Annotated in this window: 27 protein-coding genes and 1 tRNA gene; 20 read left to right on the top strand and 8 right to left on the bottom strand. The window is 69.6% G+C overall.

Going from position 1 to position 26157, the window contains the following annotated elements; all coding sequences use genetic code 11:
* Positions 1–127: 127 nt before the first annotated feature.
* From nhaA to KV397_RS11290, 4 genes are all read left to right on the top strand, one after another.
* Positions 128–1297: a Na+/H+ antiporter NhaA gene (gene nhaA / locus KV397_RS11305; RefSeq protein ID WP_261811295.1), complete on the top strand. Its 1170-nt coding sequence runs from the start codon at positions 128–130 to the stop codon at positions 1295–1297.
* 37 nt (positions 1298–1334) lie between these two features.
* Positions 1335–2003 carry a MazG family protein gene (locus KV397_RS11300; protein ID WP_261811294.1) on the top strand — a complete coding sequence of 223 codons (669 nt, stop codon included), beginning with the start codon at positions 1335–1337 and terminating at the stop codon, positions 2001–2003.
* Positions 2004–2076: 73 nt separating this feature from the next.
* A complete protein-coding gene (gene hisS, locus KV397_RS11295; protein WP_261812671.1) occupies positions 2077–3327 on the top strand; it encodes a histidine--tRNA ligase in 1251 nt (416 codons plus the stop codon).
* A 72-nt stretch (positions 3328–3399) separates the two neighbouring features.
* Positions 3400–4203, top strand: coding sequence for an SGNH/GDSL hydrolase family protein (locus KV397_RS11290; protein ID WP_261811293.1), 804 nt, complete (start codon positions 3400–3402; stop codon positions 4201–4203).
* On the opposite strand, the gene KV397_RS11285 is transcribed toward KV397_RS11290, so the two are convergent.
* Positions 4175–4714 (bottom strand): VOC family protein, encoded by a 540-nt coding sequence (locus KV397_RS11285; protein ID WP_131493468.1) that lies wholly within the window; start codon positions 4712–4714, stop codon positions 4175–4177. The two genes, KV397_RS11290 and KV397_RS11285, sit on opposite strands and share 29 nt — an antisense overlap.
* 87 nt (positions 4715–4801) lie before the next feature.
* Here KV397_RS11285 and KV397_RS11280 point away from each other — a divergent pair, with 87 nt between their 5' ends.
* Positions 4802–5596, top strand: a complete 795-nt coding sequence (locus KV397_RS11280; RefSeq protein WP_261811292.1) for an AraC family transcriptional regulator — start codon at positions 4802–4804, stop codon at positions 5594–5596.
* Between the two features lie 8 nt (positions 5597–5604).
* Here the strand turns inward: KV397_RS11280 and KV397_RS11275 are convergent, their stop codons facing one another.
* Positions 5605–6828, bottom strand: a complete 1224-nt coding sequence (locus KV397_RS11275) for an APC family permease (protein ID WP_261811291.1) — start codon at positions 6826–6828, stop codon at positions 5605–5607.
* 43 nt (positions 6829–6871) lie between these two features.
* Positions 6872–7342, bottom strand: a complete 471-nt coding sequence (locus tag KV397_RS11270) for a PaaI family thioesterase (RefSeq protein ID WP_261811290.1) — start codon at positions 7340–7342, stop codon at positions 6872–6874.
* A 107-nt stretch (positions 7343–7449) separates the two neighbouring features.
* Here KV397_RS11270 and KV397_RS11265 point away from each other — a divergent pair, with 107 nt between their 5' ends.
* The 10 genes from KV397_RS11265 (at position 7450) to KV397_RS11220 (ending at position 16984) form a co-directional block, all read left to right on the top strand.
* Positions 7450–7848: a GntR family transcriptional regulator gene (locus KV397_RS11265; RefSeq protein ID WP_047523193.1), complete on the top strand. Its 399-nt coding sequence runs from the start codon at positions 7450–7452 to the stop codon at positions 7846–7848.
* On the top strand, positions 7845–8903 hold the full coding sequence (locus KV397_RS11260; RefSeq protein WP_261811289.1) for a DUF1648 domain-containing protein: 1059 nt from the start codon (positions 7845–7847) through the stop codon (positions 8901–8903). The genes KV397_RS11265 and KV397_RS11260 overlap by 4 nt, the downstream gene beginning before the upstream one ends.
* Positions 8900–9847 (top strand): CPBP family intramembrane glutamic endopeptidase, encoded by a 948-nt coding sequence (locus KV397_RS11255; protein ID WP_131493476.1) that lies wholly within the window; start codon positions 8900–8902, stop codon positions 9845–9847. The genes KV397_RS11260 and KV397_RS11255 overlap by 4 nt, the downstream gene beginning before the upstream one ends.
* A 31-nt stretch (positions 9848–9878) precedes the next feature.
* Positions 9879–10538: an O-methyltransferase gene (locus KV397_RS11250; protein ID WP_131493478.1), complete on the top strand. Its 660-nt coding sequence runs from the start codon at positions 9879–9881 to the stop codon at positions 10536–10538.
* Positions 10539–10650: 112 nt separating this feature from the next.
* Positions 10651–11931, top strand: coding sequence for a phosphopyruvate hydratase (gene eno, locus KV397_RS11245; RefSeq protein ID WP_232762254.1), 1281 nt, complete (start codon positions 10651–10653; stop codon positions 11929–11931).
* An 80-nt stretch (positions 11932–12011) separates the two neighbouring features.
* A complete protein-coding gene (locus KV397_RS11240; protein ID WP_261811288.1) occupies positions 12012–12566 on the top strand; it encodes an FtsB family cell division protein in 555 nt (184 codons plus the stop codon).
* A gap of 47 nt (positions 12567–12613) precedes the next feature.
* Positions 12614–13156, top strand: coding sequence for a DUF501 domain-containing protein (locus KV397_RS11235; RefSeq protein ID WP_131493483.1), 543 nt, complete (start codon positions 12614–12616; stop codon positions 13154–13156).
* Entirely contained in the window at positions 13153–14460 is a 1308-nt protein-coding gene (locus KV397_RS11230; RefSeq protein ID WP_261811287.1) for a S8 family serine peptidase, read from the top strand. Before KV397_RS11235 ends, KV397_RS11230 begins: the two co-directional genes overlap by 4 nt.
* 25 nt (positions 14461–14485) lie before the next feature.
* Positions 14486–15997 carry an NAD(P)/FAD-dependent oxidoreductase gene (locus tag KV397_RS11225; protein WP_261811286.1) on the top strand — a complete coding sequence of 504 codons (1512 nt, stop codon included), beginning with the start codon at positions 14486–14488 and terminating at the stop codon, positions 15995–15997.
* Between the two features lie 321 nt (positions 15998–16318).
* Positions 16319–16984, top strand: a complete 666-nt coding sequence (locus KV397_RS11220; protein WP_131493489.1) for a DedA family protein — start codon at positions 16319–16321, stop codon at positions 16982–16984.
* 6 nt (positions 16985–16990) lie between these two features.
* On the opposite strand, the gene KV397_RS11215 is transcribed toward KV397_RS11220, so the two are convergent.
* A tRNA-Leu gene (locus KV397_RS11215) sits at positions 16991–17063 on the bottom strand.
* A gap of 86 nt (positions 17064–17149) precedes the next feature.
* Between KV397_RS11215 and KV397_RS11210 the strand changes: the two genes are divergently transcribed.
* The 3 genes from KV397_RS11210 to KV397_RS11200 all read left to right on the top strand — a co-directional run bounded on the left by KV397_RS11210 (position 17150) and on the right by KV397_RS11200 (position 20364).
* Positions 17150–18397: a type III PLP-dependent enzyme domain-containing protein gene (locus tag KV397_RS11210; RefSeq protein ID WP_261811285.1), complete on the top strand. Its 1248-nt coding sequence runs from the start codon at positions 17150–17152 to the stop codon at positions 18395–18397.
* On the top strand, positions 18394–19707 hold the full coding sequence (locus KV397_RS11205; RefSeq protein WP_131493493.1) for a D-arabinono-1,4-lactone oxidase: 1314 nt from the start codon (positions 18394–18396) through the stop codon (positions 19705–19707). Before KV397_RS11210 ends, KV397_RS11205 begins: the two co-directional genes overlap by 4 nt.
* Positions 19708–19797: 90 nt before the next feature.
* On the top strand, positions 19798–20364 hold the full coding sequence (locus tag KV397_RS11200; protein WP_029262976.1) for a LemA family protein: 567 nt from the start codon (positions 19798–19800) through the stop codon (positions 20362–20364).
* 30 nt (positions 20365–20394) lie between these two features.
* Here the strand turns inward: KV397_RS11200 and KV397_RS11195 are convergent, their stop codons facing one another.
* Together KV397_RS11195 and KV397_RS11190 are read right to left on the bottom strand one after the other, a co-directional pair.
* Positions 20395–21309, bottom strand: coding sequence for a hypothetical protein (locus KV397_RS11195; protein ID WP_131493494.1), 915 nt, complete (start codon positions 21307–21309; stop codon positions 20395–20397).
* Positions 21306–22562 (bottom strand): winged helix-turn-helix domain-containing protein, encoded by a 1257-nt coding sequence (locus KV397_RS11190; protein WP_131493496.1) that lies wholly within the window; start codon positions 22560–22562, stop codon positions 21306–21308. Before KV397_RS11190 ends, KV397_RS11195 begins: the two co-directional genes overlap by 4 nt.
* A gap of 89 nt (positions 22563–22651) precedes the next feature.
* On the opposite strand from KV397_RS11190, the gene KV397_RS11185 reads away from it, so the two are divergent.
* The gene (locus KV397_RS11185; RefSeq protein ID WP_131493498.1) at positions 22652–23848 is read left to right on the top strand and encodes an AI-2E family transporter; all 1197 of its coding nucleotides are present in this window, start codon (positions 22652–22654) and stop codon (positions 23846–23848) included.
* Entirely contained in the window at positions 23845–25074 is a 1230-nt protein-coding gene (gene ilvA / locus KV397_RS11180) for a threonine ammonia-lyase (protein ID WP_047523205.1), read from the top strand. Before KV397_RS11185 ends, ilvA begins: the two co-directional genes overlap by 4 nt.
* An 87-nt stretch (positions 25075–25161) precedes the next feature.
* Here the strand turns inward: ilvA and greA are convergent, their stop codons facing one another.
* Together greA and KV397_RS11170 are read right to left on the bottom strand one after the other, a co-directional pair.
* On the bottom strand, positions 25162–25650 hold the full coding sequence (gene greA, locus KV397_RS11175; protein WP_047523206.1) for a transcription elongation factor GreA: 489 nt from the start codon (positions 25648–25650) through the stop codon (positions 25162–25164).
* Positions 25651–25747: 97 nt separating this feature from the next.
* Entirely contained in the window at positions 25748–26134 is a 387-nt protein-coding gene (locus KV397_RS11170) for a DUF4307 domain-containing protein (protein WP_047523207.1), read from the bottom strand.
* Between the last annotated feature and the right edge of the window lie 23 nt (positions 26135–26157).

Here is a 26157-nt window from a genome sequence, read left to right as displayed (position 1 = left end):
GAGAGTATCCCGCACGCCGAGGGTGTTCTGCACGCATGACGGGCGCCGGACGGACGCCTGACCGCGGAGCGCGGATCGCGGAAGGCACGGGGACCGCGGGGTGATCCGGGACCATACGATGGGACGGATGCGCATCTCAGCGAACCCCCTCCGCGGGCAGCAGTTCCCCGCCGTCCTCCTCCTCCTCGCGGCCGGTCTCGGCTTGTTGCTCGCGAACCTGCCCACGCACGATCCGTTGGCCACATTCCTCGACTTCCACATCGCGGTGCCGGGGACCGACCTCGACCTGTCGATCGAGCACTGGGTGTCGGACGGACTCCTCGCGGTCTTCTTCCTCGTGGTCGCCATCGAGCTGCGCCACGAACTCACCCACGGCGAGCTCGATTCCCTGCGCAAGGCCGTGCAGCCCGCGATCGCGGCGACCGGCGGTGTCCTGGTCCCGATCGCGGTGTACCTGCTGATCGCCGGGGGAGACAGCTCGACGTCTTCGGGGTGGCCCATTCCGACCGCGACCGACATCGCTTTCGCCCTCGGTGTGCTGGCGATGTTCGGGAAGGGTCTGCCGTCTCGTGTGCGCGTCTTCCTGCTCGCCCTCGCGATCCTCGATGACATCATCGGCATCATCTTCATCGCGGTCCTCTTCGCCGGCGACGTGCAGTGGCTGCTGCTCGGCCTCGCGGTCGTGGGGGTCGCCGTGTTCTGGGCCCTCAGCCGCTTCCTGCATGCGAAGGGGCACCCGCTGATCGCCGTCGCGATGGTCGTGGTCGGTGTCGTGACGTGGGGCCTCGTGGCTTCGTCGGGCATCCACGCCACGATCGCCGGTGTGCTGCTGGGGCTCGTCATGGCTCCGGTTCCGGCCGCCCGCACGCGTCACGCGCTCGAGCCGTCCGTGAACGGGGTGATCCTTCCGATCTTCGCCTTCGTCGCGGCGTTCGTGGTGATCCCCGCCCTCTCGCCCACGCAGCTCTCTCCGGCCTTCTGGGGGATCGTGGTCGCGTTGCCGGTCGGCAAGATCATCGGGATCTCGCTGTTCGGCTGGCTTGCGATGCACATCCGTCCGAAGGGCTCGGATCCGGCGCTGCCGTTCGCCGACATCCTCGCGGCCGGGGCGCTCGGCGGGATCGGGTTCACCGTGTCGCTGCTGTTGGCGAATCTCGCGTTCGCCGACGATCGCGGTATCCGGGACCAGGCGATCCTCGGCGTGCTCGTCGGGTCGTTGATCGCCCTTCTGCTTTCTGCGCTCATCGTGTCGTTGCGTGCGCGCTGGTACCGTCGCACCGCATCCGCCTCGTCCTGAGCGCGGAGCCGGTTCCGCTCTGTTCGAAGGAGGACGCATGAGCTCTCATCCTGAGCCCGGTGCCGGGGTGGACGATCCGCTCCGCGCCGCTGCCGAGACCATGCGGGAGGTGCGCGCGCGTTGCGTCTGGTCGCAGCGCATCACGCACCAGGACCTGGTGCCGTATCTGATCGAGGAATCGCACGAGGTGATCGACGCGGTCGAGACTGGCACCCGGGACGATCTGCGCGAGGAGCTGGGCGATCTGCTCTGGCAGGTGCTGTTCCACGCGGCGATAGCCGCGCAGGACCCCGAGGATCCGTTCGACATCGACGACGTGGCACGGACGCTCACCGAGAAGATGGTGCGCCGGCATCCGCATGTCTTCGCCGGTGAGGTCGCCGAGACCCCGGAGCAGGTGCTCGTGCACTGGAACGCGGCGAAGGCCGCGGAGAAGCGCACCCGCCGCAGCGTGCTCGACGGCGTGCCGCGGGGGATGCCGGCACTCGCCCTCGCCCAGAAACTGGTCGGCCGCGCCGCTCAGGTGGAGGTGGCGGTCGAACCCGGCGACAAGGCTGACGTTCCGGCATCGGAAGCCGAACTCGGTGACGCACTGCTCGCGCTGGTGGCTACGGCCCGCGTCGCAGGGTGGGATGCGGAGCGCGCACTCCGCGAGCGCCTGCGCGTGCTCGAGGACGACGTGAGAGCGGCCGAAGCGGCCTCCTGATCGTCCGGGCGCACGGACCCTCGGGCCGACCTGGGAAGATGGACCCGTGGCTACTGTGAACCCGCCGCGCGGTATGCGCGACATCCTCCCCGCCGACAAGGCCCGCCGTGAGCGGGTCCTCTCCGTCATCCGCGAGCGCTACCTCGCGCACGGCTTCGACGAGATCGAGACGCCCGTCGTCGAGGACTACGATCGCCTCCATGCCGGGATCGGCGGCGACAACGAGAAGCTCTCGTACAACATCCTCCGCCGCGGCCTCGATGCCGACGCGATCCGGGCCGCTGCAGACGACCCCGCCGCGCTCTCGGACCTCGGTCTCCGCTACGACCTGACCGTGCCGCTCGCACGCTTCTACGCGAGCAACCGCGGCCAGCTCCCCACCGTCTTCCGGTCGATCCAGATCGGCCCGGTGTGGCGCGCGGAGCGGCCGCAGAAGGGGCGCTATCGGCAGTTCGTCCAGTGCGACATCGACATCATGGGTGACGACTCCTCGCGGGCCGAGGCGGAGCTGATGGTCGCCTCCCTCGACGCCGTGGACGCGCTCGGACTGGACGGCGCGACCGTGCGGATCAACGACCGCCGGGTGCTGGACTGGATCCTGGACAGCTTCGGCTTCACGGCCGAGGAGCGCCCCGGGGTGCTCATCACGATCGACAAGCTCGACAAGATCGGCCCGGAGGGGGTCGCCGCGGAGCTGCGCGAGCGCAGCGCTTCCGCGGCCGCCGCCGACGCCTTCGAAGCTTTCCTGCAGCGCCCGCAGACGATGGAGTACCACCCGTTCGGGGAGCGGCAGATCCGCAAGGCGCTGCCCGAGGGCGCACCCGTCGAGCTCGTCGAGCACCTGGTCGGCATCGGCGAGGCGGTCGCAGCGGGGCGGGGGCAGTCCGACATCCCGCTCGTGTTCGACCCGTTCCTCGTGCGTGGCATGGGCTACTACACGGGCACGATCTTCGAGCTCGCGCACCCCTCCGTCGGATACTCGCTCGGCGGCGGCGGGCGCTACGACGGCATGATCGGGCGGTTCCTCGGCCAGCAGGTTCCGGCGGTCGGGTTCTCGCTCGGGTTCGAGCGTCTCGTCGACCTGATCGCCGAGGAGAAGGGCACCGTGGCGCAGGCCGTGGTCCTGATCCACGATGCGGACGTCCCGGTGCAGGAGCTGGTCCGGCAGAAGGCCGCGCTGATCGCCGAGGGCACCCGCGTGCGGCTGGAGCGACGGACGAAGAACGTGAAGGCGCTGCTCGAGCGGTCGGCGGCCGACGGCTACACGGCTTTCGCGATGGTCACGGCAGGCGCGGGCGACCTGGAGGTCAAGCCGCTCTCCTGATGCCTGCCCGGGGCACGAGAGCGGCGTCGGGCCGTTCACGCCGTGTTCACGGTGATCGGGTCGAATCGGGTCATGAGCCGGTTCCGTCTCGTGATGCTCGCGGCGCTGATCGCCGTGACGGTGGCGGCATCCGTCCGTCTGGTGCTCGTGCAGCAGGCTGCGCTCGCACGGAAGCGCATCGGCAAGCCGCTGGGGGAGGAGTCGCTCGATGCGGATCGCGTCTGGCGTGGCGCGCTCGACGGGGAACCGCTCGATCTGCTGATGCTCGGCGACTCCATCGCCGCCGGTCTCGGGGCCGAGCATCGCAAGGAGACGCTCGGCGGGCGTCTGGCGAAGGCGATCGGACGCCGGATGCACCGTCCGGTGCGGCTGCGTACGGCGGCGGTCGTCGGCTCGGAGTCACCCGACCTGACTGCTCAGCTCGATGCCCTCCCCACCGGGTACCGTCCGCATGTCGCGGTGATCGTGGTGGGCGGCAACGATGTGACGCACCGGCTGCCCGTGGCGCTGTCGGCGCAGCACCTGCAGGAGACGATCCGCAGGCTGAGCGCGCTCGGGGTCGAGGTCGTCGTGGGCACGTGCCCCGACCTCGGGGCGTTGCGCCCGGTGCCGCAGCCCCTCCGTCGGATCGCGTCGAGCCTGTCGCGCCGCCTCGCCGAGATCCAGGACGAGACGGCGCGACAGGCAGGCGCGGAGGCGGTCGATCTGCGTCGCGCGGTGGGGCCGATGTTCTTCGACGAGCCGGAGACGATGTTCAGCCTGGACCGGTTCCACCCGAGTGCCCTGGGTTACCGACGTACGGCCGAGGCCCTGACACCCGCCGTGTGCCGGGCGGCGGAGCGGTCGCTCAGCTCGCGTCGGCGGGAGCCTCGCTGAACGATGCCGCCCATTCCGCGACCCGTCGGCTGCTCTCTTCCTCGGAGATGTCCTCTACGCGCGTCATGACGGACCAGCGCACGCCGAACGGATCGCGGATGCTGGCGAACCGATCGCCGGAGACGAAGAGGGCCGGTGCTTCGCGCACGGTGGCTCCGGCGACCACGGCCTTCTCGACGACGGTGTCGACGTCGGAGACGTAGAGACCCATCGAGTAGCAGTCGTCATCGCCCTCAGGTGCGCGGACGAGGTGGTACTCCGGATTCGGTTCGCCCAGCTGGAGACGGCCCAGCCCGAAGTCGAGGTCGGCGTGCACGACGACGCCGCCGAACTCGGTGACGTCGACGACCCGCGCGCCGAACACGTCGCGATAGAAGTCGATCGCCTGCTTCGCGCCTCGGATCGCCAGGAACGGGGTGAGGGAGGTGGCCCCGTGCGGGCGGCCGTCGGTGGTGTGGGTGCCGGTGGCGCCGGTGGTCGGGGTGGCTGTCGTGGAGGTGTCGTCGCTCATGTCGCCACGGTACGTCCCGCGGGCGGACCATGGCTTGAAGATCCGCGACAACCTCCGCACGTCGGTGGCAGCGCCTACCCTGGCCCCATGGTGAATCCGACTCGTGGCGTGCTCTATCCGGCGCGGCTCCCGGAATTCCATCGGCTGCCCGCGCCGGCGGAGGTCGCGGAGCTGGTCGTGTGGTTCTGGATCCCGGAGTGGGACATCGCCGCCGGGCGCTCATCGCGGCAAGAGATGGTGGCCTACCCCGCACTCAACCTCGTCGTGGATGCCGATGCCGTGATGCTGTCCGGTGTCACGACCCGCGTCTCCCACCGCGACCTGCGAGGGCGAGGCTGGGCGGTCGGTGCCCTGCTGCGCCCCGCCGCGGTGGCCGCGCTGATCGACGACCCGGCTGCGTTGATCGACGGCGAGCGCGCACTGACCGCACCCGAGAGCGCGGTGGCCGCGCTCCGCCACGACGTGGTGGCCGCGATGGACTCGGGCGACGGGCGCCGGGAACGAGCGGTGGAGGTCTTCGCACGGTGGCTCGCGGATCGGGTCGGGGCGGTGAGCGAGCCCGACCGGCAGGCGAACGCGTTGACGGACGTGCTGATGGACGACGCGGCGGTGCTCACGCCGGAGGAGGCGGCGACGCGCCTGGGGGTCTCCGTGCGGACCCTGCAGCGGATGACGCATCGTCATGTGGGCATCTCGCCGGCCGCGATGATCCGGCGACGGCGTCTGCAGGAGGCGGCGCAGCGCGTCCGGGATCAGCCGGGCGTCGACCTCGCCTCGATCGCGGCCGACCTCGGGTACTCCGACCATGCCCATCTCACCCGCGACTTCCAGTCGGTTCTGGGCATTGCGCCGCGGGTGTACCGCGCCGAGTCGAGCCTCTGAGATCAGGATCAGGAGACGCGCAGACGCACCAGCCGATAGGCGACGCCGAGGAGGACCACTGCTGCTCCGATGAGCGAGGCGAGCACGGGAAGCGTGTTCACCAGCAGGAGGCAGCCGAGTGCCCCGAGCACCTGCAGCGCGCGGGGGTAGCGGCGAGCGCTTCCGGCCTGTCGGAAGGCGGCCGCATTCGCGATGAGGTAGTACAGGAGCACTCCGAACGACGAGAACCCGATGGCGTCGCGGAGATCAGCGACGAGGACGATCGCGATCACGGCGATCGCGATCACGATCTCTGCGCGCTGCGGCACCTGATGGCGCTGATCGATCTTCGCCAGGAACCTCGGCACGTCGCTCTCCCGTGCCATGGCCAGCGTGGTGCGTCCGATACCGGTCAGCAGCGCGAGGAGGGCTCCGAGTGAGGCGGCCGCGGCGGCCACGCGCACGATCGGCGTGAGCGCGGGCCATCCGGTCGCCACGAGCACGTCGACGAGGGGAGCGGTCGACTCCGCCGCGTCGGCGCCGAGCACGAGGACCACCACGACTGCCACGAGCAGGTAGACGACGACGGCACCGCCCAGCGCGACCACGATGGCACGGGGGATGGTGCGCGCGGGGTCGACCACCTCTTCACCCATCGTCGCGATGCGGGCGTAACCGGCGAAGGCGAAGAACAGCAGGCCAGCCCCCTGCAACACGCCGTACGCCGTGGCGTCGGGCAGCGGAGCCGCGCTGGTGATCGCGCCGGCGCCGAACCCGAACCCGACCGCGACCGCGATCCCGAGGAGCGAGCAGACGACCAGCACGCGCGTGAGCATCGCGGTGCGCGTGACGCCGAGGCAGTTCACGATCGCGAGCGCGGCGACCGCGGTGACCGCCACCGGAACGGTCCATCCTTCGGGGGCGGCATAGGCGGCGAACGTCATCGCCATGGCGGCGCAGCTGGCGATCTTGCCGATCACGAAGCTCCAGCCGGCGACGAAGCCCCACCAGGGGCCGATCTCCGCGCGTGCATAGGCGTAGGTCCCGCCGGCGACAGGATGGGCAGCGGCGAGCTGCGCCGATGATGTGGCATTGCAGTACGCGACGACGGCGGCGATGGCGAGTGCGACGAAGACTCCGCTTCCCGCGACGCCGATCGCCGGTGCCCACACCGCGAACACGCCGGCACCGATCATGGAACCCAGGCCGATGGCGACGGCGTCCGTGAGCGTCAGGCGACGAGCGAGGGGCATCCCGTCATCGTGGCATGCGACGGTGAACGGCGGGTGACGGCGGTCAGCTCCGTGCGGCGGTGACCCGCTTCTTCTCGCGGATGTAGACCTCGCGGCGCACCTTCGCGACGATGTCGCCCTCGCGGTCGGTGATGACCGTCTCGAACCACTCGAGCACCTTGGCTCCGCCTCGCGCACGCTCGCGGATCTCCTCGGCCTTCTCCTTCGACACCTCGAACTCGGCCGTGAGCACGCCTCGTCCCGGCTTGAGGAACTCGATCTCGCCGCGCGTGTCCCACACGACATGGTCGCGGCCGAGCTGGTGCATCACCAGCATGAAGAAGTACGGGTCGGTCATCGCCGACATCGAGCCGCCGAACGCGGTCTTGACGTAGTTGCGGGTGAAGACGTTGACGTGCAGTTCCACGGTGGCGTGCGTCCAGTCCTCACTGAAGCGGCGGATGCGGATTCCGCTGAAGAGATTGGGGATCCACAGGCTCATACCGATCGCGAGACGGCGGGGAGTGATGCGCATGAGGTCAGTGTGGAGTACCGCTCCGAGAGCGACAAAGACGTGTGGAGGATTGTGACAGTTGTTCTAGTTCGCATAGAATAACTAGAGATTCGAGGAGAGGGGGCCGCATGCTCATCCGTGTCGATGTCGACAGCCCTCGTGCGCTGTACGACCAGGTGGCGACCTCCGTCCGCTCCGACATCCTCGCCGGCGTCCTGGCCCCCGGGGACCGGCTCCCCGCGGCGCGCGATGTCGCCGAAGCGCTGTCGATCAATCAGCACACCGTGCTCCACGCCTACCAGCGGCTGCGCGACGAAGGGCTCGTCGACCTGCGCCGGGGCCGAGGGGCGGTCATCGCGGCGTCGGCGGCACCGCTCGCCGAACTCGCCCATGACATCGACGACCTGGTGCGCCGCGCCGCTGCGCTCGGTGTCTCGGCCGATACGCTCGCGGGCATCGTGCGCTCCCATCGAGAGGTCCGCTCCGACCTCGACCACTCCGACCGTCGCGAGGAGGACTCGCCATGACCACCTACGACCTCACCCGCACGCCACCGCCGCTCCTGAAGCGCGCCCGACGGATGTTCGTCGTCGTCGCCGCGCTCGTGCCGATCGTGATCACGACGGTGGCGCTGGTGGTGCTGCTCTCCTGGTTGCCGTCGCTTCCGGAGCAGGTCGCGACCCACTGGGGTGTCGACGGCGCCGACGGGTTCGGACCCGCGGCCACGTATCTCTGGCTTCTGCTCGGGGTGGGCCTCGGGATCCCCGCACTGATGGTCGTCACGACACTCGTCGCGGTCGGGTCGCACTGGGGCGGCGCAGCGCGGCTGATGGGTGCGCTCGCCGCCGGGATGGCGGCCTTCGCCGCGGTCACGAGCGTCGGGTCGCTCGCGATCCAGCGCGATCTGTCCGAGTCCTCCGAAATCCCCGGCATCGGCGGTGTCGTCGCCGTTTCCTTCGTCGCGCTCCTCGTCGTCGCCGGAGCGGCCTGGGCCGTGCAGCCTCGCGTCCGCGCTCCCCGGGGCCGCACGCTCGAGCCGCGGTACGCCGTGCACATCGAGAAGGGGGAACGCGTCGTGTGGATCGCCACGACGAGCATGCCCCGCGGTGTGGTCGCCTTCCTCCTCGTCGTGCTGCTCGGACTCGTCGCGCTCGCCGCGTACCTGCTCGGGACCGGAACCGAGGGAGGAGGGATCGTCGCTCTCGTGGTGCTCGTCGTGGGCCTCTCGCTGGCGGCCACGGCCTCCTTCCGCGTCATGATCACGCCGGAGGGCTTCGCTGCGCGGGCGCTCCTGGGGTGGCCGCGGGTCCGTGTCCCGCTCGACGAGGTCGAGTCGGCGCGCGCCGTCGACATCTCGCCGTTCGGTGAGTTCGGTGGATGGGGATGGCGCGTCGCCGTCGACGGCCGTTCGGGTATCGTCCTGCGCCGGGGGCCGGCGATCGAGGTCTCGCGCCGCGGTCGACGTCCCTTCCTCGTGACGATCGACGGCGCAGAGGAGGCGGCCGCACTGCTGCAGGCGTATGTCGACCGCACGCGAACATCGGGCACGATGCCCACCGACACCGGAAAGGCGACGTCATGATCGACTCCACTCCACAACTGCGGCGCGTGCCCTGGGCCGCCGTCCTTCTCTTCGTCGTCGTGGCCTTCGCCCTGGCGTGGCTGGTGGCGCTGCCGCTGTGGCTCGGTGACGGACTCGCCGAACCGCTGACCGTCGTGCTGCTCCCGCTGATGATGTGCACTCCGGCGGTCGCCGCGGTCATCGTGACCTTCGCGATGGGGGTTCCCGGTCGGGGTGGGCGCGCCCGGTTCCTCGGACTCTGGCCGCTGCGTCCCGCGAAGCGCGTCGTATGGCTCATCGTCGTCGGATGGCTGGTTCCGCCCCTCCTGGTCGGAGCGAGCCTCCTCGTGGCGGCGGCGTTCGGCTTCGTGCAGTTCGACCCGACCTTCCCCGCCTTCGCCGCCGAACTCGAGAAGGCCGTCCCGGCCGGCACGCCGTTGCCCCCGGTCGGAATCCTCGTGTTCGCGCAGATCGCCGCGATCCCGGTCGGTGCGTTGATCAACAGCTTCTTCGCGTTCGGCGAGGAGCTCGGCTGGCGGGGCTGGCTGCTGCCGGCGCTGCGCCCGCTCGGGACCTGGCCCGCCCTGATCCTGAGCGGTGTGATCTGGGGCGCCTGGCACAGCCCGATCATCCTGCTCGGGTACAACTTCGGGCGCACCGACATCCTGGGCGTGGTGCTCATGATCGGCGGATGCGTCGCCTGGGGTGTCCTGTTCGGGTGGCTGCGTCTGCGCTCGGGGTCGGTGTGGCCCGCCGTGATCGCGCACGGATCGCTCAATGCCGCCGCCGGACTCGTGCTGATCTTCGCCGCCTCGCAGCCGGACATGGCTCTCGCCGGGCCGCTCGGGCTCGCCGGGTGGATCGTGCTCCTCCTCGTCGCGGTCGTGCTCGCGCTGACCGGGCAGTTCCGCACGCAGCCGGAACTCGCCGCTCCGGCACCCCGGCTCTCCCCGCCGCAGCCTTGACGGGCCGAGGCGTCGGGGGTTGGCTGAGGGCATGGAATCCACTCCCGCGGCCTGGTCGCAGACCGATTCGTTCCTCGCCGACACACTGATCGGCTCCGATGCCCACCTCGAGGCGGCGCTCACGGCCCAGCGGGCGGCGGGTCTGCCCGAGATCGAGGTCGCGCCCGTGGCGGGCAAGCTGCTGAACCTCCTCGTCCGGATCAGCGGCGCGCGACGGGTGCTCGAGATCGGCACGCTCGGCGGCTACTCCACGATCTGGCTCGCTCGCGCCGTCGGGCCCGAGGGGCGGGTGGTGACGGTCGAGGCGGAGCCCGACAACGCCGCCGTCGCCCGGGCGAGCATCGACGCGGCGGGCGTCGGCGATCGCGTCGACATCCGGGTGGGCAGGGGAGCGGACGTGCTCCCGAGCCTGGTCGGCGGTTTCGATCTGGTGTTCATCGACGCCGACAAGGAGTCCAACACGATCTACCTCGACTGGGCGGCGAAGCTCGGGCACGCGGGAACCGTGATCGTGCTGGACAACATCGGGCGCGAGGGGGAGATCGTGCGTGAGGACGCCGTCGACCCGAAGGTGGTCGGCACCCGTGACGGACTCCGGATGCTCGGGGAGGATCCGCGCTTCGACGCCACGGCGCTGCAGACCGTCGGGGTCAAGGGCTGGGACGGCTTCGCGATCGCGGTCGTGGTCTGACCGCGCGTACCGGGAGGAAAGAGTCCCTGGGCCGGTGAGGAGCGCGGGCTAGACTGGGCGCGGATCGACGACGCTCCACACCACGTTTTCCCCCTGAGCAAGGAGCACATCAGTGGCACTGATCGAGGCTGTAGGCGCACGCGAGATTCTCGACTCGCGCGGAAACCCGACCGTCGAGGTGGAGGTCCTCCTCGACGACGGCATCGTGCAGCGGGCGGCTGTCCCGTCCGGCGCATCCACCGGCGCGTTCGAGGCGTACGAGCTCCGCGACGGCGACAAGGACCGCTACGGCGGCAAGGGCGTGCTCAAGGCCGTCGAGGCCATCATCGATGAGCTCGGCCCGGCGATCGAAGGTGTCGAGGCGAGCGAGCAGCGCATCGTCGATGAGATCCTCAACGAGGTCGACGGCACCGAGAACAAGAAGCGCGTCGGCGCCAACGCCATCCTCGGCGTGAGCCTCGCGGTCGCCAAGGCTGCCGCCGACTCGGCCGATCTGCCGCTGTTCCGCTACCTCGGCGGCCCGAACGCCCACGTGCTGCCCGTTCCGCTGTTCAACGTCATCAACGGCGGCGAGCACGCCGACAACGGCATCGACATGCAGGAGTTCTTCCTCGCCCCGATCGGTGCGGAGACCTACTCCGAAGCTCTCCGCTGGGGCGTCGAGACCTACCACGTGCTGCGCGCGGAGCTGAAGGCCGCGGGTTACGCGACCGGCCTCGGCGACGAGGGCGGCTTCGCCCCCGACCTGCCCAGCAACCGCGAGGGCCTGGACTTCCTGGTGAAGGCGATCGAGAAGGCCGGCTTCACCCCCGGTACCGACATCGCGCTCGGCCTCGACGTCGCCGCCACCGAGTTCTTCAAGGACGGTGTCTACCGTCTCGACAACAAGGACTGGGACGCCGCCGCGCTCACCGAGTACTACGTCGGACTCGTCAACGACTTCCCGATCGTCACGATCGAGGACGCGCTGGCCGAGGACGACTGGGACAACTGGAAGCACCTCACCGACGTCCTGGGCTCCAAGGTGCAGCTGGTCGGCGACGACCTGTTCGTCACGAACCCGGCACGTCTGGCCGACGGCATCACGCGCGGCGTCGCGAACTCCCTGCTCGTCAAGGTGAACCAGATCGGGACGCTGACCGAGACGTTCGACGCGGTCAGCCTCGCTCAGCGCTCGGGCTACACGGCGATGCTCTCGCACCGCTCGGGCGAGACCGAGGACACCACGATCGCCGACCTCGTCGTCGCGACGAACGCCGGTCAGATCAAGGCGGGTGCGCCTGCCCGCAGCGAGCGCGTGGCGAAGTACAATCAGCTTCTGCGCATCGAAGAAGAGCTGGGAGATGCCGCGGTCTTCGCCGGTCGTTCGGCGTTCCCGCGCTACCAGGCCTGAGCGCAGCCGAGACAGCGAGATATCTCGTCCGGCGGAGGATGTAGGAACGACCCGCCGGGCAGCACGACGAAGGAGGAGCCGTGGTACGACGACCGGCTCCTCCTTCGGCGTCTCCCGCGCCGAAGACTCCGCGGACGACGGGGAAGTCGGCCACGAAGCCGAAGTCCGCGTCCGCATCGAGGTCGACGCGTGGCTCCGCTCCGCGTGTCGACGTCCGCGAATGGGCGGCGGGTATCCGTCTGTCCGCCTTCTCCGTCATCATGCTCTCGCTGGTGGTGCTCGGCGCGTGGGTCCTCGTGCCCACGCTCGGCACCTTCATCGATCAGCGCCAGAAGATCGCGGCGCTCGAGGCCTCCGTGCAGGTGAGCGAGGACGAGATCTCGGCGCTCATCGCAGAGCGGGACCGCTGGAACGACCCCGCCTACATCACCACCCAGGCTCGGGAACGGTTGTACTACGTGAAGCCGGGGGAGGTCGTGTACCTGATCGACAACGATCTCGATCCCTCCGCGCTGCCTCGTGAGCAGGCGCCGGTCAGCGACACCATCCAGGAGAAGCCCGCGGACTGGATGCCGCACCTGTTGCGCACGCTCGTCTCGACGGGCCTGAGCGACACGGCGGCGGTGGCTCGCTGAGGGGTCGCGTCGAGCATCTTCTCGGGCGGCTCCCGTACGCTGGAGAGGTGACCACGCCGCCGTTCCCCGCCCCCACTCCCGCCGAACTCGCCGTCGTATCGGCCCAGCTCGGCCGTCCCGCTCGGGGTGTGGTGGGCATCGCCGCCCGGTGCGCCTGCGGCAACCCGACGGTGGTCGCCACGACCCCCCGTCTTCCGGACGGCACTCCGTTCCCGACCTTCTATTACCTGACCCACCCGGCAGCGACCGCGGCCATGTCGACGCTCGAAGCCACGCAGGTGATGCCGGAGCTCGCCGCCCTGCTCGTCGACGACGAGGAGGTGGCCGCGGCCTACCTCGCCGCCCATCAGGCCTACCTCGGCGACCGCACGCGGTTCGGAGAGGTCCCCGAGATCGACGGCATCTCCGCCGGAGGCATGCCGACGCGCGTGAAGTGCCTCCATGCGCTCGCCGGACACGCTCTCGCGGCGGGCCCTGGAGTGAACCCCATCGGCGACGCCGCGCTGTCGCGCTCGTCGTGGTCCCCGACGGTCTGCCGGTGTGAGGACCCCGGCGCCGCCACACGTGAAGAGGCGGCTCTCCCGGAATGACCGTGCGTCGGACGTTCCGCAGCGCTGCCGCCATCGTGGTGGTCGCGGCCTCCGTCCTGCTCCTCGGAGCCTCCGCGACCCCGCCGCCGATCCCGGATGATCCGGCCGACCCGACGCGTGCGTCGGAGTACTGGCTCGACGGAGCGCGGATCCGCGAGGCCTGGCAGACCACACGGGGCGAGGGCGTGACGATCGCCGTGATCGACACGGGCATCGGCAAGGTGCCGCAGGTGTTCGGCGATGCCGTGGTGGGCGGGACCGACGTTTCCGGCGCGGGAACTCCGGACGGACGCACACCGCTGGGCGCGGTCGACGGCAACCACGGCTCCTGGGTGGCGTCGCTCGCGGCGGGGCGCGGCGCGGCGGACGGCACCGGCATGATCGGTGTGGCGCCCGAGGCGAACCTGCTGTCGATCTCGGTGGGCTTCGGTGCGGCGGCGGCCGTCCCGTTCACGGAGCAGGTCGCGAAGGGCATGCGCTGGGCCGTCGACAACGGCGCCGACATCATCAACCTCTCCTTCACGACGAACACGCTGGATTGGGACGAGAGCTGGGACGATGCGTTCCTCTACGCCTTCGAGCACGACGTCGTCGTGGTCGTCGCTGCGGGGAACAGGGGGAGCGGGACGAACATCATCGGCGCCCCGGCCACGATCCCCGGTGTGCTCACGGTCGGCGGGGTGGACCAGACGGGTACGGCGAGTGTCGAGGCCTCCACGCAGGGCATCACGATTGGCATCTCGGCGCCCAGCGAGGGCTTGATCGGCGTCTCGGCCGACGGGACGGTCCAGCCCTGGCGCGGAACGAGCGGCGCGGCCCCCATCGTCGCCGGCGTCGCAGCGCTGATCCGTTCGGCGCACCCCGACATCAAGGCGATCGACGTGATCAACCGCATCATCCAGACCGCCATCCCGGTTCCGGATGCCGTCAAGCCGCGGGATCCGCTCTACGGCTACGGGCTCGTGGATGCGGCGGCGGCGATCTCCGCGGACATCGCGCCGGTGACCGAGAACCCGATGGGCGATCTCGCCGAATGGATCCGGTGGTTCCGCCGCGCGGAGGCGAAACCGGAACCCGAGGCGTCCGTCACACCGGTCGCCGTGCCGCCTCTCCCGGCCGCGGACGCGCCCAGCGAGGCGGGTTCACCGTTGCTTCCCAGCGCTGATTCGTTGCGTTACGGTACCCTGCCGCTCATTGCGCTCACGGTCCCTGGTATCCTGATAGCGCTTGGCGTCACCGCAGCTGCCCGGCGCATCCGATCGGCGCGCGTTCCCGTACGCCAAATCCCCGACTCCGAGGAGTAGTTCTTCTGTGCCTCAGAACAGCACTGTGCCCAAGATTCTGATCGTCGGCGGAGGGTACGCAGGTTTCTACACTGCGTGGAAGCTCGAGAAGCACCTGCGCAAGGGTGAGGCCGACGTCACGATGGTCGACCCGCTGCCGTACATGACCTACCAGCCGTTCCTCCCCGAGGTCGCCGCCGGTTCGATCGAAGCGCGGCACTCGGTGGTCGCCCACCGTCGTCACCTCAAGCGCACGCACGTCCTCACCGCGAAGGTGACGAACATCAACCACGCGCAGAAGGTCGCGACGATCACGCCGCCCGTGGGCGAGCCGTACGAGTTCGCGTACGACCAGATCGTCGTCACCGCCGGAGCGGTATCGCGCACGTTCCCGATTCCCGGGATCGCCGACAACGCGATCGGGCTGAAGACGATCGAGGAAGCCGTCGCGATCCGCGACAAGGTGATGTCGAACTTCGACAAGGCGGCGTCGCTGCCGGCCGGCCCGGAGCGCGACCGCCTGCTGTCCGTCGTCGTCGTCGGTGGCGGTTTCGCCGGCATCGAGGTGTTCGCGGAGCTGCGCTCGCTCGCCTCCTCGCTCGTCGGCAAGTACCCGCAGCTGAGCTTCGAGGACACGCACTTCCACCTCATCGAGGCCATGGGGCGCATCATGCCCGAGGTCTCGCTGAAGACCAGCGAGTGGGTGCTGAAGGACCTCGCCAAGCGTGGTGCCAACGTGCACCTCGACACCCAGGTCACCGGGGCGATCGACGGCAACGTCGAGCTCTCCACGGGCGAGGTCATCCCGACCGACGTCATCGTGTGGACCGCCGGTGTCATGGCCAACCCGACGGTGGTGCGGGGCGGAGACCTTCCCGTCGAGGAGCGCGGTCGCATCCAGACCCGCGCCGATCTGCGCGTCGGTACCCCCGAGGCCTTCGTCGAGGGTGCCTGGGCCGCGGGTGACGTGTCCGCTGTGCCCGACCTCTCCGGCGGGGGAGTCGGCGGCTTCTGCGTGCCGAACGCTCAGCACGCGGTCCGTCAGGCGAAGCTCCTCGCCAAGAACCTCGTCGCCGTCCTGCGCGGAGAGAACCCCAAGGAGTACTTCCACAAGAACCTGGGCGCCGTCGCGGGCCTCGGCCTCTACAACGGTGTCTTCCAGTCCGGCAAGATCGCCCTCAAGGGCTTCGTGGCCTGGGTCGCGCACCGTGGCTACCACGGCCTCGCGATGCCGACGTGGGAGCGCAAGTTCCGCGTGATCTGGGGCTGGTGGAACAACCTGTGGCTGGGCCGCGACCTGGTGAACCTCGAGACCGTGCAGAACCCGCGTTACGTGTTCGAGGAGTTCGCCGCCCGCCCGCGTCCGGCTGCTCCCGCGGCGCCGGCTGCGGACACGGCTCCGGCCGCGAAGTCCGAGCCTCCCGTCAAGAAGTCTGCGGCCAAGGTTTCCGACGCCGACGGTGAGCCGGAGGCGAAGAAGCCGGCGACCAAGAAGGCTCCCGCCAAGAAGGCTCCCGCGAAGAAGGCCGCTGAACCCGTCGAGGCTTCGGCGAAGTAGTCGGGCGCTCTCGCGTCTGCGGAACGGCCCCGTGCGCTCAGCGCCGGGGCCGTTCCTCGTTTTCTCGGCACCTGTGCGTTTCCGAGGCGTTGCTCAGGCGTGCTCCGATAGTGTCGTCACCGCGAAGGGGAGTACTCCCGTCTGCAGCGTCGTCGTCATTACGAGCACGAGAATGTGCTCCGGCCCGCTGGCCCGCGAGGGTGGAGGAGACCTTGGCACCCGCATCGCGGGCCGCCGAGAAACCCCTGCCGTCTTCTCCGACGTGGGGATGCCCGGTGGTCTGCTCCACGAAGGGACCACCATGGGAAGGCTCGCCCACTGATGCTTCTGTCCATCGACACCGATCACGGCTTCACCGGCCTCACCGGGTTCGCGGCCGATGTGCTCATCGCTCTCGGCGACTTCGGCGTCGGCCTTCTGGTCTTCCTCGAAGTGCTGATCCCGCCGATCCCGAGCGAGGTGATCCTTCCGTTCGCGGGGTACCTGAGCCAGAGCGGACAGCTGAACCTGGGCTGGCTCATCTTCTGGAGCACGCTGGCATCGTGGATCGGTGCGCTCCTGCTCTACGGCCTCGGCGCAGCGATCGGGATGCACCGGGCGGTGCGTCTGCTCGCGGCGACGCGTCTGGTGAGCCGCTCGGACCTGGAGCGCGGATCCGAGTGGTTCGTGCGCAGCGGCGCGTGGACGGTGCTGGTCGGGCGCATGGTGCCCGGCGTGCGCAGCCTCATCTCGATCCCCGCCGGTGCTGCTCGCATGAACCTGGTGACCTTCAGCCTCTTCACGATCATCGGCAGCGGGCTCTGGAACACGCTGCTCCTGGGGGTCGGCGCGGCCCTGGGCACACAGCACGAGCAGCTGGAGCAATATCTCGGCTATCTCGACTACGCCGTCTACACGGCGATCGCGATCGCCCTCGTCGTGCTGGTCGTGCGTCGGATACGTGAGGCGGCGGGTGAGCGGAAGAAGCTCGCACGCGCACAGGACTGAAAGCGGTGCCCCCGCTGGGACTCGAACCCAGACTGAAGCGATTTTAAGTCGCCTGCCTCTGCCATTGGGCTACGGGGGCCTGCTCGTCAGCCTAGCCCGGTCAGAGGATGCGACCCGGTGCCGTCGGGGGTGATCCGGAGTACGAGGAGGCCGTAGGGTGGGGGAGTGCTCGACCTCATCGACGAACTGAGCCCGGCCCCCGGCGCGCTCGCGGTCGCCCCCGAATGGGAGGATCCGGCCCGCTATTGGCCGCGCCTCTCCGCCGTGACGGGCCAGCTGCCGGCGCCCGTCGCGGTGATCGACCGGGAAGCGCTCCGCTACAACGCCATGGATCTCCTGGTCCGCGCCGGTGGACTTCCGATCCGCGTGGCGTCGAAGTCGGTGCGTGTGCGTGCAGTGCTCGATGCGGTGCTGAAACTCCCCGGGTTCCGGGGCATCCTCGCGTTCACGCTCGAGGAGGCGCTCTGGCTCGCTGAGACGCATGACGACATCATGCTCGGCTACCCGACCGTGGACCGCGCGGGGCTGGAGAAGCTCTTCGCCGACGAGCAGGCGGCGCAGCGCATCACGCTGATGGTCGATGACCTCGTCCACCTCGATGTGATCGACAGTGTCGCCGGACCGGGATCCCGTCCGGAGATCCGAGTGGCGATCGACGTCGACGCCTCGTGGCGCTCCTCGCTCCTCGGACACATCGGTGTGCGTCGCTCGGCTCTGTTCTCGGCGGGAGAGGTGGCCGCTTTCGCCCGAAAGGTCGTCGCGCGCCCGGGCTTCCGGCTGGTCGGACTGCAGATGTACGACGCGCAGATCGCCGGGCAGGGCGACGACGCCGGCCCCGACGCGCCCCTTATCCGGATGGTGCAGGCGCGCTCCCGCAACGAACTGCGGGAGCGTCGGGCGGACATCGTGGCCGCGGTCGGAGCGATCGCGTCTCTGGAGATCCTCAACGGCGGGGGGACGGGTTCGCTCGAGTTCACTGGGAGCGATGAGTCCCTCACCGAGGCGAGCGCCGGCAGCGGCCTGCTCGGAGGGCACCTGTTCGACGGCTACCGCTCCTTCCGTCCCGCGCCGGCTTCCGGATTCGCGTTCGACGTCGTCCGACGCCCGGCCCCGGACATCGCCACCGTGCTCGGCGGCGGATGGATCGCCTCCGGGCCTGCCGTCGCCTCGCGCCAGCCGCGAGCCGTCTGGCCACAGGGACTCCACACGCTCTCCCGCGAAGCGGCGGGTGAGGTGCAGACACCGCTGCAGGGTCCTGCCGCCAGGTCACTCGGAGTGGGGGATCGGGTCTGGTTCCGTCACGCCAAGAGCGGCGAGCCGGCGGAGCGCATCGACGGATACCACCTGGTGTCGGGTGAGGAGATCATCGACGAGTTGCCGACCTATCGCGGCGAGGGAAAGGCGTTCCTGTGACGAGAATCGGCGGATCCTGGCAGAACTGGGGCCGCTCGGCCTCGGTGCGGCCCGTGCGTGTGGAGCGTCCGCGCAGCCCGGAGGGCGTGCAGCGGGCGGTTCTGGCTGCGGTGAAGCAGGGGCTCAGCATCAAGGCGGTGGGCGCCGGACACAGTTTCACGGGCATCGCCGTGGCGCCGGGAGTCCTGCTCGAGCTCGACGATCTGCAGGGACTCGTCTCCGCGGATGCCGCAACCGGCCGGGTGACGCTTCTCGCAGGAACCCGGCTGCATCGGATCCCGCGCTTGCTCGCACCCTTCGGGCTCGCGATGGAGAACTTGGGGGACATCGACCGACAGTCGATCGCGGGTGCCATCTCGACCGGGACCCACGGCACCGGCGCCGGGTTCGGCGGGCTCGCGACCCAGGTCGTCGGAGTCACGATGGTCACGGCGGACGGCGAGTTCCTCCGCATCGATGACGAGCGCGAGAGTGAGCTGCTCCCGGCCGTCGCGCTCGGCCTCGGCGCGCTCGGGATCATCGTCGAAGTCACGCTCCAGTGCGTGCCGGCCTTCGTGATGCATGCGATCGATGAACCGGCTCCGCTCGACGACGTGCTCGAGACGCTCGAGGAGCGGGTGGCGGCGTCCGATCATTTCGAGTTCTACTGGTTCCCCCACACCGAGGTCGCCCTGACCAAGCGTCAGACCCGCCTGCCTGAGTCGACCGTGCGCCAGCCGCTCCCTGTCGTGGGGAGGTGGATCGACGAGACGCTCCTGTCCAACGGTGTGTATCGGATGGTGTGTGCCGCGGGACAAGCGGTTCCCGCGATCACCCCGCCGTTCAGCCGGCTCGCGGTCAGGCTCACGGGGAATCGCGAGTACACCGAGCTCTCGCACCGAGTGCTGATCCAGAGTCGCACCGTGCGATTCCGCGAGATGGAGTATGCGCTCCCCGCGGAGAACGTGGTGCCGGCGTTCGAGGCGGTGCGTGCTCTCATCGCCCGACGCGGGTGGCGGATCGAGTTCCCGATCGAGGTGCGCTTCGCCGCCAGCGACGACCGCTGGCTGTCGACGGCGCACGGGCGCGCGACGGCGTACATCGCCGTGCACCGGTACTGGCGGGCCGACCCGACCGAGTACTTCGGCGCGGTGGAGGAGATCATGCTCGAGTTCGGCGGTCGCCCGCACTGGGGCAAACTCCACACGCTGACCGAAGAGACGCTGCGCGAACGCTACCCGCGCTTCGAGGACTTCGTCGCGTTGCGTGACCGCCTCGACCCGGAGCGCCGGTTCGGGAACCGTTACCTGGAGCGAGTCCTCGGGAGCTGATCCGACGTCCGTGGAGAGTGCGTCGGCGCCCAGTCCACGTGCAGGGTGCGCGTCTAGGATGGGAGAAACACGAGGAAGGGTGGGCCTCTGATGGAATGGCTCGTGCCGGTACTGATCGTTGTCGGAGTGATCCTGCTCGCCGGCATCTATCTGTGGGCCACGTACAACTCGTTGGTGCAGCTCAAGGTGCGCGTCGATGAGGCGTGGAGCGGGATCACGGTGCAGTTGAAGCGACGAGCCGACCTCATCCCGAACCTGATCGAGACCGTCAAGGGCTACGCCTCCCATGAGAAGGCGGTCTTCGAGAACGTCACCCGTGCGCGCGCCGAGACGCTCTCGGCCGGTGGGCCCGGCGAGGCGGGCATCGCCGAGGGGCACCTGCAACAGGCCCTGCGCAGTCTGTTCGCGGTCGCCGAGGCATACCCGCAGCTGCAGGCCAGCACCAACTTCCTCCAGGTGCAGCAGGCACTCGTCGACACCGAGGACAAGATCCAAGCCGCGCGCCGGTTCTACAACGGCGGTGTGCGCGAGCTCAACACCAAGATCAAGGTTTTTCCGAACAACCTGTTCGCGAAGGGGCTGGGCTTCACCGAGCGCGAGTTCTTCGAGGTCGCCGACAGCAGCGCGATCTCCGAGCCGCCTCGCGTGCAGTTCTGACGGAGCGCGCAGTTCCGACGGAGAGCGCACTCACCAGACGGACAGCACCAGGCCCTCGTCGGTGAAGGTTACGTCTCCGCGCACGCCCCAGGAATCCGTGCGGTACGTCGTGGTGCGCGCCGCGCCGTCCTGACCGGTGCCGACCAGCGTGGCGACGAGTGCCCCGCCGTGGGCGCGGAACCCGGTGCCGTCGAGCGTCACGGTCGGCAGCTCGTCGACGCGGTAGCGGAACTCCGACACCGCGCGGAACTCGGTGCCCCACGGGATCCGGATTCCGCACCCCTCGGGTGCCGCGTCCGACGACGTTGTGCACGCCGCGAGGTAGTCGTCGAGTTGCTTCTGCGCCGCGACCGTCGCCTCCGGTCGGAGCGTTGCCTCCACGGCGAGCTCCGACTCTTCGCCGGGGAGCACCACCAGCGCGCTGCGGCCGTCGAGCAGTGCGACCGGCGCGGGGGCGACCGAGTAGGCGGCAGGGAGCAGGGAGGCCTTCTCTGCGGTCGGCAGGGTCTGCTCGCCGACCGCGACGAAGGAGCCGATCGTGGTTGTGGGCGTCACCGTGCCCAGGCCGGACGCGTCGACGGTCCAGCGTCCGCCGACAGGCGTCAGAGACAGCTCTGCCGTGTGTTCCTCACCGTCGAGCACGAACGAGATCCCCACGGTCGCTTCTTCACCGCCGCGTGCGCGTCGGTCGTCGCTCGCAGATGTCACCACGGCGTCTTCGATGACACCGGTCGCGGCGGCGAACGCGGTGAGAGCATCGGTGGAGACGTCGACTCCCGTCGCCTCGACGGCATCGGGATCACCGGATTCGAGCGCCCGGAGATAGCTGATGGCGGCATCCTCCGGCGTCGGGGAACCTGAGGTCGACTCCCAGATCCAGACGGCGGCACCCACGAGCACGACTCCTGCGGCTCCGCCGATCACCCACCACCGAGCCCGACTCACGTCGCGCCCTCCCTGACATGTGCGTGCCGCCCGACGGAGCCACCGGCCCGGACCAATGCGCCGTGCACCTCGGCGGTGGCGTCGCCCCAGCCCGACACCGACACGTGCTCGAGACCCTGCCAGTGCGCGGCGAGCATCAGTTCGGCGGCGATCGCATCGGCATCTTCCGGGCGGGCGTGGGGTTCCCACCAGGCGGACTGCACCTGAAGGGTGGAGGTGGCGCGATCGGCCTTGAGATCGACGCGCGCGACGATGCGGTCGCCCACGAGGACCGGGAGCGAGTAGTAGCCGAACCGACGCTTCTCGGCGGGCACGTAGATCTCGATCCGGTAATCGAGGTCGAAGATGCGAAGAGCGCGCTCGCGGAACCAGACCACCGGATCGAACGGCGTCAGCAGGGCTGCCGCGTCGACTCTGCGAGGGAGCACGGCGTCACGGTGTCGCCAGGCGGGGAGCGGGCGTCCGCCTCGTTCCCATCCGCGGACCTGCACCGGGATCAGCTCACCCTCGTCGACCAACGCGGCGATCGATCGCGCGATCGTGGCGCGATCGCGGATCCGGTAGTAGTCGGCGAGGTCGGACTGCGTCGCGACGCCGCTCGAGCGGGCGGCACGGCGCGTCAGCTCGAGGATCGCGTCGGCGCGCGAGACCTCCTGCGAACGGATCGGGTCGGGGATGACCTGCTCGGCAAGGGCGTACGTCCGCTCGAAGCCCTTGCGCCCACTGACGGCGACGTCTCCCGTGCGCCAGAGGTGCTCGAGCGCCAGCTTGACCTCGTCCCAGTCCCACCAGGTGCCTCGTTCGCGGGGCGCGTCCGCGCGGAGGTCGGCCGGGCGCAGCGGACCTCGGGAGCGCAGTTCGTCTTGCACCCACGCCACGGTGCGGGCGTTGCGGCTCAGCCAGGAATCCTCGTCCGCCCAGCGCCGACGGAAGTCTTCCATACGAAAACGCCAGAGCGGCCAGTCCGCGATCGGGATGAACGTCGCCTCGTGCGCCAGGTACTCGACGTAGTGCGTGGTGCGGGAAAGGAAGACCCGGTCCAGGAGGGCGGGGTCGTAGTCGCCGAGACGCGAGAACAGCGGCAGGTAGTGGGAGCGCGCGAACACGTTCACGGAGTCGATCTGCAGCACGCCGAGACGATCCATCACCCGATGCACGTGGCGCGCAGCGACCGACGCGGGTCGCGCTCGCGTGAAGCCCTGAGCGGCCAGCGCGATGCGGCGCGCCTGGGTGGCGCTGAGGGATTCGGTCACGTCGTCAGCGTATCGCCGGCGTCCGACATCGCGATCCCGGCGGTGAAGGATGCGTCCAACGGCATACGGCATGACCGTAGACTTGGGCGATGAGTGAGGATCAGCGACCCCGGCTGCGAGATCTCTTCCGTCCGCGCCCGGTCTCCACGGACCGCACCGTGACGACCGAGGCCGACGAGGCGGTACCGCTGCCACTGCGGATCACGGCGAGCTACGCCTGGCGTCTGCTGCTCATCGCGGCGGCGATCGGCGTCTTCATCTGGCTGGTCATGTTGCTCAAGCTCCTGGTCATCCCGCTCATGGTCGGTATCCTCATCACCGCTCTGCTCTGGCCGGCGTTCTCGTGGATGCTGCGTCACGGCGTCCCGCGCTGGTTGGCGATCACGCTCTCCCTCATCGGCACAGCCGCCGTCGTCACGGGGCTGATGTGGCTGGTGGTCTGGCAGGTGCGCGCTCAGCTCCCTGACGTCCAGGCGCGATCGACCGAGGCGTTCGATCAGTTCCAGGTCTGGCTTCACGAAGGGCCGCTGAAGCTCTCCGACACGCAGATCGCCGACTACCTGCAGCAGGGGCTCGACTTCCTCACCGAGCAGACCCAGGCCCTCTGGACGGGCGCTCTCGCCATCGGCACGACCGTCGGGCACGTCGCCACCGGCGCACTGCTGTCGCTGTTCATCCTCATCTGCCTGCTCGCCGACGGTGCGGGCATCTGGCGGTGGACGGTCAAGATCTTCCCGCGCAAAGCACGGCCGGCGGTCGATGGGGCCGCGCGTAACGGCTGGGCCACGATCGTGAACTACGCCCGCACCCAGTTGTTCGTGGCGACCATCGATGCGATCGGCATCGGGCTCGGAGCCTTCCTGCTCCAGGTGCCGCTCGCCCTTCCCGTCGCCGTCCTGGTGTTCCTCGGCTCCTTCATCCCGATCGTCGGTGCCGTCGTGACCGGCGCCGTGGCCGTCTTCCTCGCGCTCGTCTACAACGGTCCCTGGATCGCGCTGTGGATGCTCGTGGTCGTGCTGGCCGTCCAGCAGATCGAGGGGCACATCCTGCAGCCGATCATGATGGGCTCGGCGGTCAAGGTGCACCCCCTCGCCGTCGTCCTCGTGGTCGCGGGCGGCGCGATGATCGCGGGAATCCCCGGAGCCCTCTTCGCCGTACCGTTGGCGGCTTTCGTCAACGTCGCGGCGGTGACCATCAGCACGGGATCCTGGCGCACCGGCGCGGGCCCGAGCGGAGACCTTATCTGGAGCACAGTACCGCGCGAGCGGAGACGGAGGAATCGATGAGCGAAGTCCCCAGCCTGACCGAGTTCGAGCACGCAGCTCAGAGTCTGGCTGAGGTGATCTCGCACACGCCGACGCTGCCGTCGCGAGCGCTGTCGGACATCCACGGCAGCACGGTCCTGCTCAAGATGGAGAATCTTCAGCGCACGGGTTCCTTCAAGATCCGCGGTGCCGCGTACCGGCTGTCGCGGCTGAGCGCTGAGGAGCGCTCCCGCGGTGTCGTCGCCGCCTCCGCGGGCAACCATGCCCAGGGTGTCGCCCTCGCCGCCCAGGCCCTCGGCATCCCGGCCACGATCTTCATGCCGCTCGGCGTTCCCGTGCCCAAGCTCCTCGCCACCCGCGGGTACGGCGCAGAGGTCGTGCTGGAGGGGGAGACCGTCGCGACCTCGCTGCGTCTGGCGGCGGAATTCTCCGAGCGCACCGGGGCCGTGCTGATCCACCCGTTCGACCACCGCGACGTCGTGATCGGACAGGGAACGCTCGGCCTCGAACTGCTGGAGGATGCGCCGGACGTCGACACGGTCGTCCTCGGCATCGGGGGAGGCGGGCTCATCGCGGGTGTCGCCGCGGCCGTGAAGGCCCGAGCCGCCGAACTCGGGCGGACGGTACGCATCATCGGGGTCCAGGCGGAGAACGCCGCCGCCGTGCCGCCCTCGCTCGCGGCGGGGGAGCCGGTCGACATCGTCACTCGTCCGACCATCGCCGACGGCATCCTCGTCGCCCGTCCGGGAGCCGTCCCCTTCGAGATCATCAAAGACCTCGTCGATGAGGTGGTCACCGTCTCCGACGATGATCTCGCGCGGGCCATCCTCATCCTGCTGGAGCAGGCGAAGGTCGTGGTCGAACCCGCCGGTGCCGCGGGTGTGGCGGCGATCCTGGCCGGCAAGGTCTCCGGAACGGGAACGACGATGGCGGTGCTCTCCGGCGGCAACATCGACCCGCTCCTGTTGCAGCGCGTGGTCTCTCACGGCCTCGCGGCCTCCGGCCGGTACCTGACGATCCGGATTCCGCTCCCCGACCGGCCGGGGCAGCTCGCTCGTGTGTCGGAGCTCATCGCCGAAGCCGGGGCGAACGTCATCGAAGCCATGCACACGCGGCACGGTCACGGACTCCAGATCAGCGATGTGATCCTGGAGCTCAGCGTCGAGACACGGGGACCCGAGCATTCGGAGCACACGCTCGACACGCTGCGTCGCGCCGGGTTCGCGCCCATCCTCGTCCCGGATTGAGCACGAGCGCCCGGATCCTCCGCGGCCCCCCTCCACGCAGAAGCGCCCCCGCGTCCGAGAGGATGCGGGGCGCTCGTCGACGGTGCGTCAGCCCGTGTAGGTCTCGACGTTCACGATCTCGACGTCGATGCTGCGTCCGTTCGGGGCCTCGTACGACGACTTCTCGCCGACCTTGAGGCCGAGGATCGCCTGGCCCAGCGGGCTGGCCTCGCTGTAGACGTCGAGGTCGCCGCCGGAAGCGATCTCGCGGCTGCCGAGGAGGAAGACCTCTTCGCCGCCGGCCACGAGCGCCGTGACGACGGTGCCGGGCTCGACGATCCCGCGGCTGGCCGGAGCTTCGCCGACCTTGGCGGTCTTCAACAGGCCCTCGAGGGTGCGGATGCGGGCTTCCTGCTTGCCCTGCTCGTCTTTGGCGGCGTGGTATCCGCCGTTCTCCTTGAGGTCGCCTTCTTCGCGGGCCGCCTCGATGCGCTTGGCGATCTCATCGCGACCGACGGTCGACAGGTGCTCCAGCTCGGCGACGAGCCGGTCATACGCCTCCTGCGTGAGAAAGGGGACCTGAGCATCGGTGGACATGGCGAAGCTCCTTCTTTCGGGATCCCACCGACGTGCTGCGGGGGATATGCCAAGACGCCCCGGCACGGTGCCGGGGCGTCGTCTGTCTGGCACGAGTCTAAGCGACCCAGCAGGTGTTCACCAAACCTGTCGTGGCCTGCGCGACGGTCGGGATGGTGACCGAGACGGCCTGGGAGTGGCTGTCTCCGGCGGCGATCTCGACGATCTTCCAGCCCACCACACCGAACTCCTCGTCGAGTGCTTCGAGGGCGCACACCACGTCCTTGCCCTGCACGCCGGTGACCTGGAAGCTCACATCGACGGAGTACTCATCGACGAGGGTGAAGCCGAGGTCGTCGGCGTCCACCGAGGCGATCGACTGCGATACGGTCATCCAGCTGAAGGCACCGATGACCACGAGCGCGACAGCGCCACCGATGATCCACGGCAGCCGACGCCGTCGCGTTCGGCCATAGCGTTCGTCGAGCTGCTGTGCGGTCGTCACTGGTGGGTCTTCCCGGTCGTTAG

This window comes from Microbacterium aurugineum (assembly GCF_023101205.1).
In the GTDB taxonomy this organism is placed as follows: Bacteria; Actinomycetota; Actinomycetes; order Actinomycetales; family Microbacteriaceae; genus Microbacterium; species Microbacterium aurugineum.
Note: the sequence above shows the minus strand (reverse complement) of the source record. Positions and strands in the feature narration are given on the sequence as shown.

Bases quoted from the DNA above. Each gene is read 5' to 3' on its own strand.
- nhaA (WP_261811295.1), top strand. From the start codon at position 128: ATGCGCATCTCAGCGAACCCCCTCCGCGGGCAGCAGTTCCCCGCCGTC.
- KV397_RS11285 (WP_131493468.1), bottom strand. From the start codon at position 4,714: ATGAGCGACGACACCTCCACGACAGCCACCCCGACCACCGGCGCCACC.
- KV397_RS11280 (WP_261811292.1), top strand. From the start codon at position 4,802: ATGGTGAATCCGACTCGTGGCGTGCTCTATCCGGCGCGGCTCCCGGAA.
- KV397_RS11220 (WP_131493489.1), top strand. From the start codon at position 16,319: ATGCTTCTGTCCATCGACACCGATCACGGCTTCACCGGCCTCACCGGG.
- KV397_RS11265 (WP_047523193.1), top strand. From the start codon at position 7,450: ATGCTCATCCGTGTCGATGTCGACAGCCCTCGTGCGCTGTACGACCAG.
- KV397_RS11200 (WP_029262976.1), top strand. From the start codon at position 19,798: ATGGAATGGCTCGTGCCGGTACTGATCGTTGTCGGAGTGATCCTGCTC.
- greA (WP_047523206.1), bottom strand. From the start codon at position 25,650: ATGTCCACCGATGCTCAGGTCCCCTTTCTCACGCAGGAGGCGTATGAC.
- KV397_RS11230 (WP_261811287.1), top strand. From the start codon at position 13,153: ATGACCGTGCGTCGGACGTTCCGCAGCGCTGCCGCCATCGTGGTGGTC.
- KV397_RS11255 (WP_131493476.1), top strand. From the start codon at position 8,900: ATGATCGACTCCACTCCACAACTGCGGCGCGTGCCCTGGGCCGCCGTC.
- ilvA (WP_047523205.1), top strand. From the start codon at position 23,845: ATGAGCGAAGTCCCCAGCCTGACCGAGTTCGAGCACGCAGCTCAGAGT.
- KV397_RS11290 (WP_261811293.1), top strand. From the start codon at position 3,400: ATGAGCCGGTTCCGTCTCGTGATGCTCGCGGCGCTGATCGCCGTGACG.
- KV397_RS11250 (WP_131493478.1), top strand. From the start codon at position 9,879: ATGGAATCCACTCCCGCGGCCTGGTCGCAGACCGATTCGTTCCTCGCC.
- KV397_RS11185 (WP_131493498.1), top strand. From the start codon at position 22,652: ATGAGTGAGGATCAGCGACCCCGGCTGCGAGATCTCTTCCGTCCGCGC.
- hisS (WP_261812671.1), top strand. From the start codon at position 2,077: ATGCGCGACATCCTCCCCGCCGACAAGGCCCGCCGTGAGCGGGTCCTC.
- KV397_RS11275 (WP_261811291.1), bottom strand. From the start codon at position 6,828: ATGCCCCTCGCTCGTCGCCTGACGCTCACGGACGCCGTCGCCATCGGC.
- KV397_RS11270 (WP_261811290.1), bottom strand. From the start codon at position 7,342: ATGCGCATCACTCCCCGCCGTCTCGCGATCGGTATGAGCCTGTGGATC.
- KV397_RS11260 (WP_261811289.1), top strand. From the start codon at position 7,845: ATGACCACCTACGACCTCACCCGCACGCCACCGCCGCTCCTGAAGCGC.
- KV397_RS11300 (WP_261811294.1), top strand. From the start codon at position 1,335: ATGAGCTCTCATCCTGAGCCCGGTGCCGGGGTGGACGATCCGCTCCGC.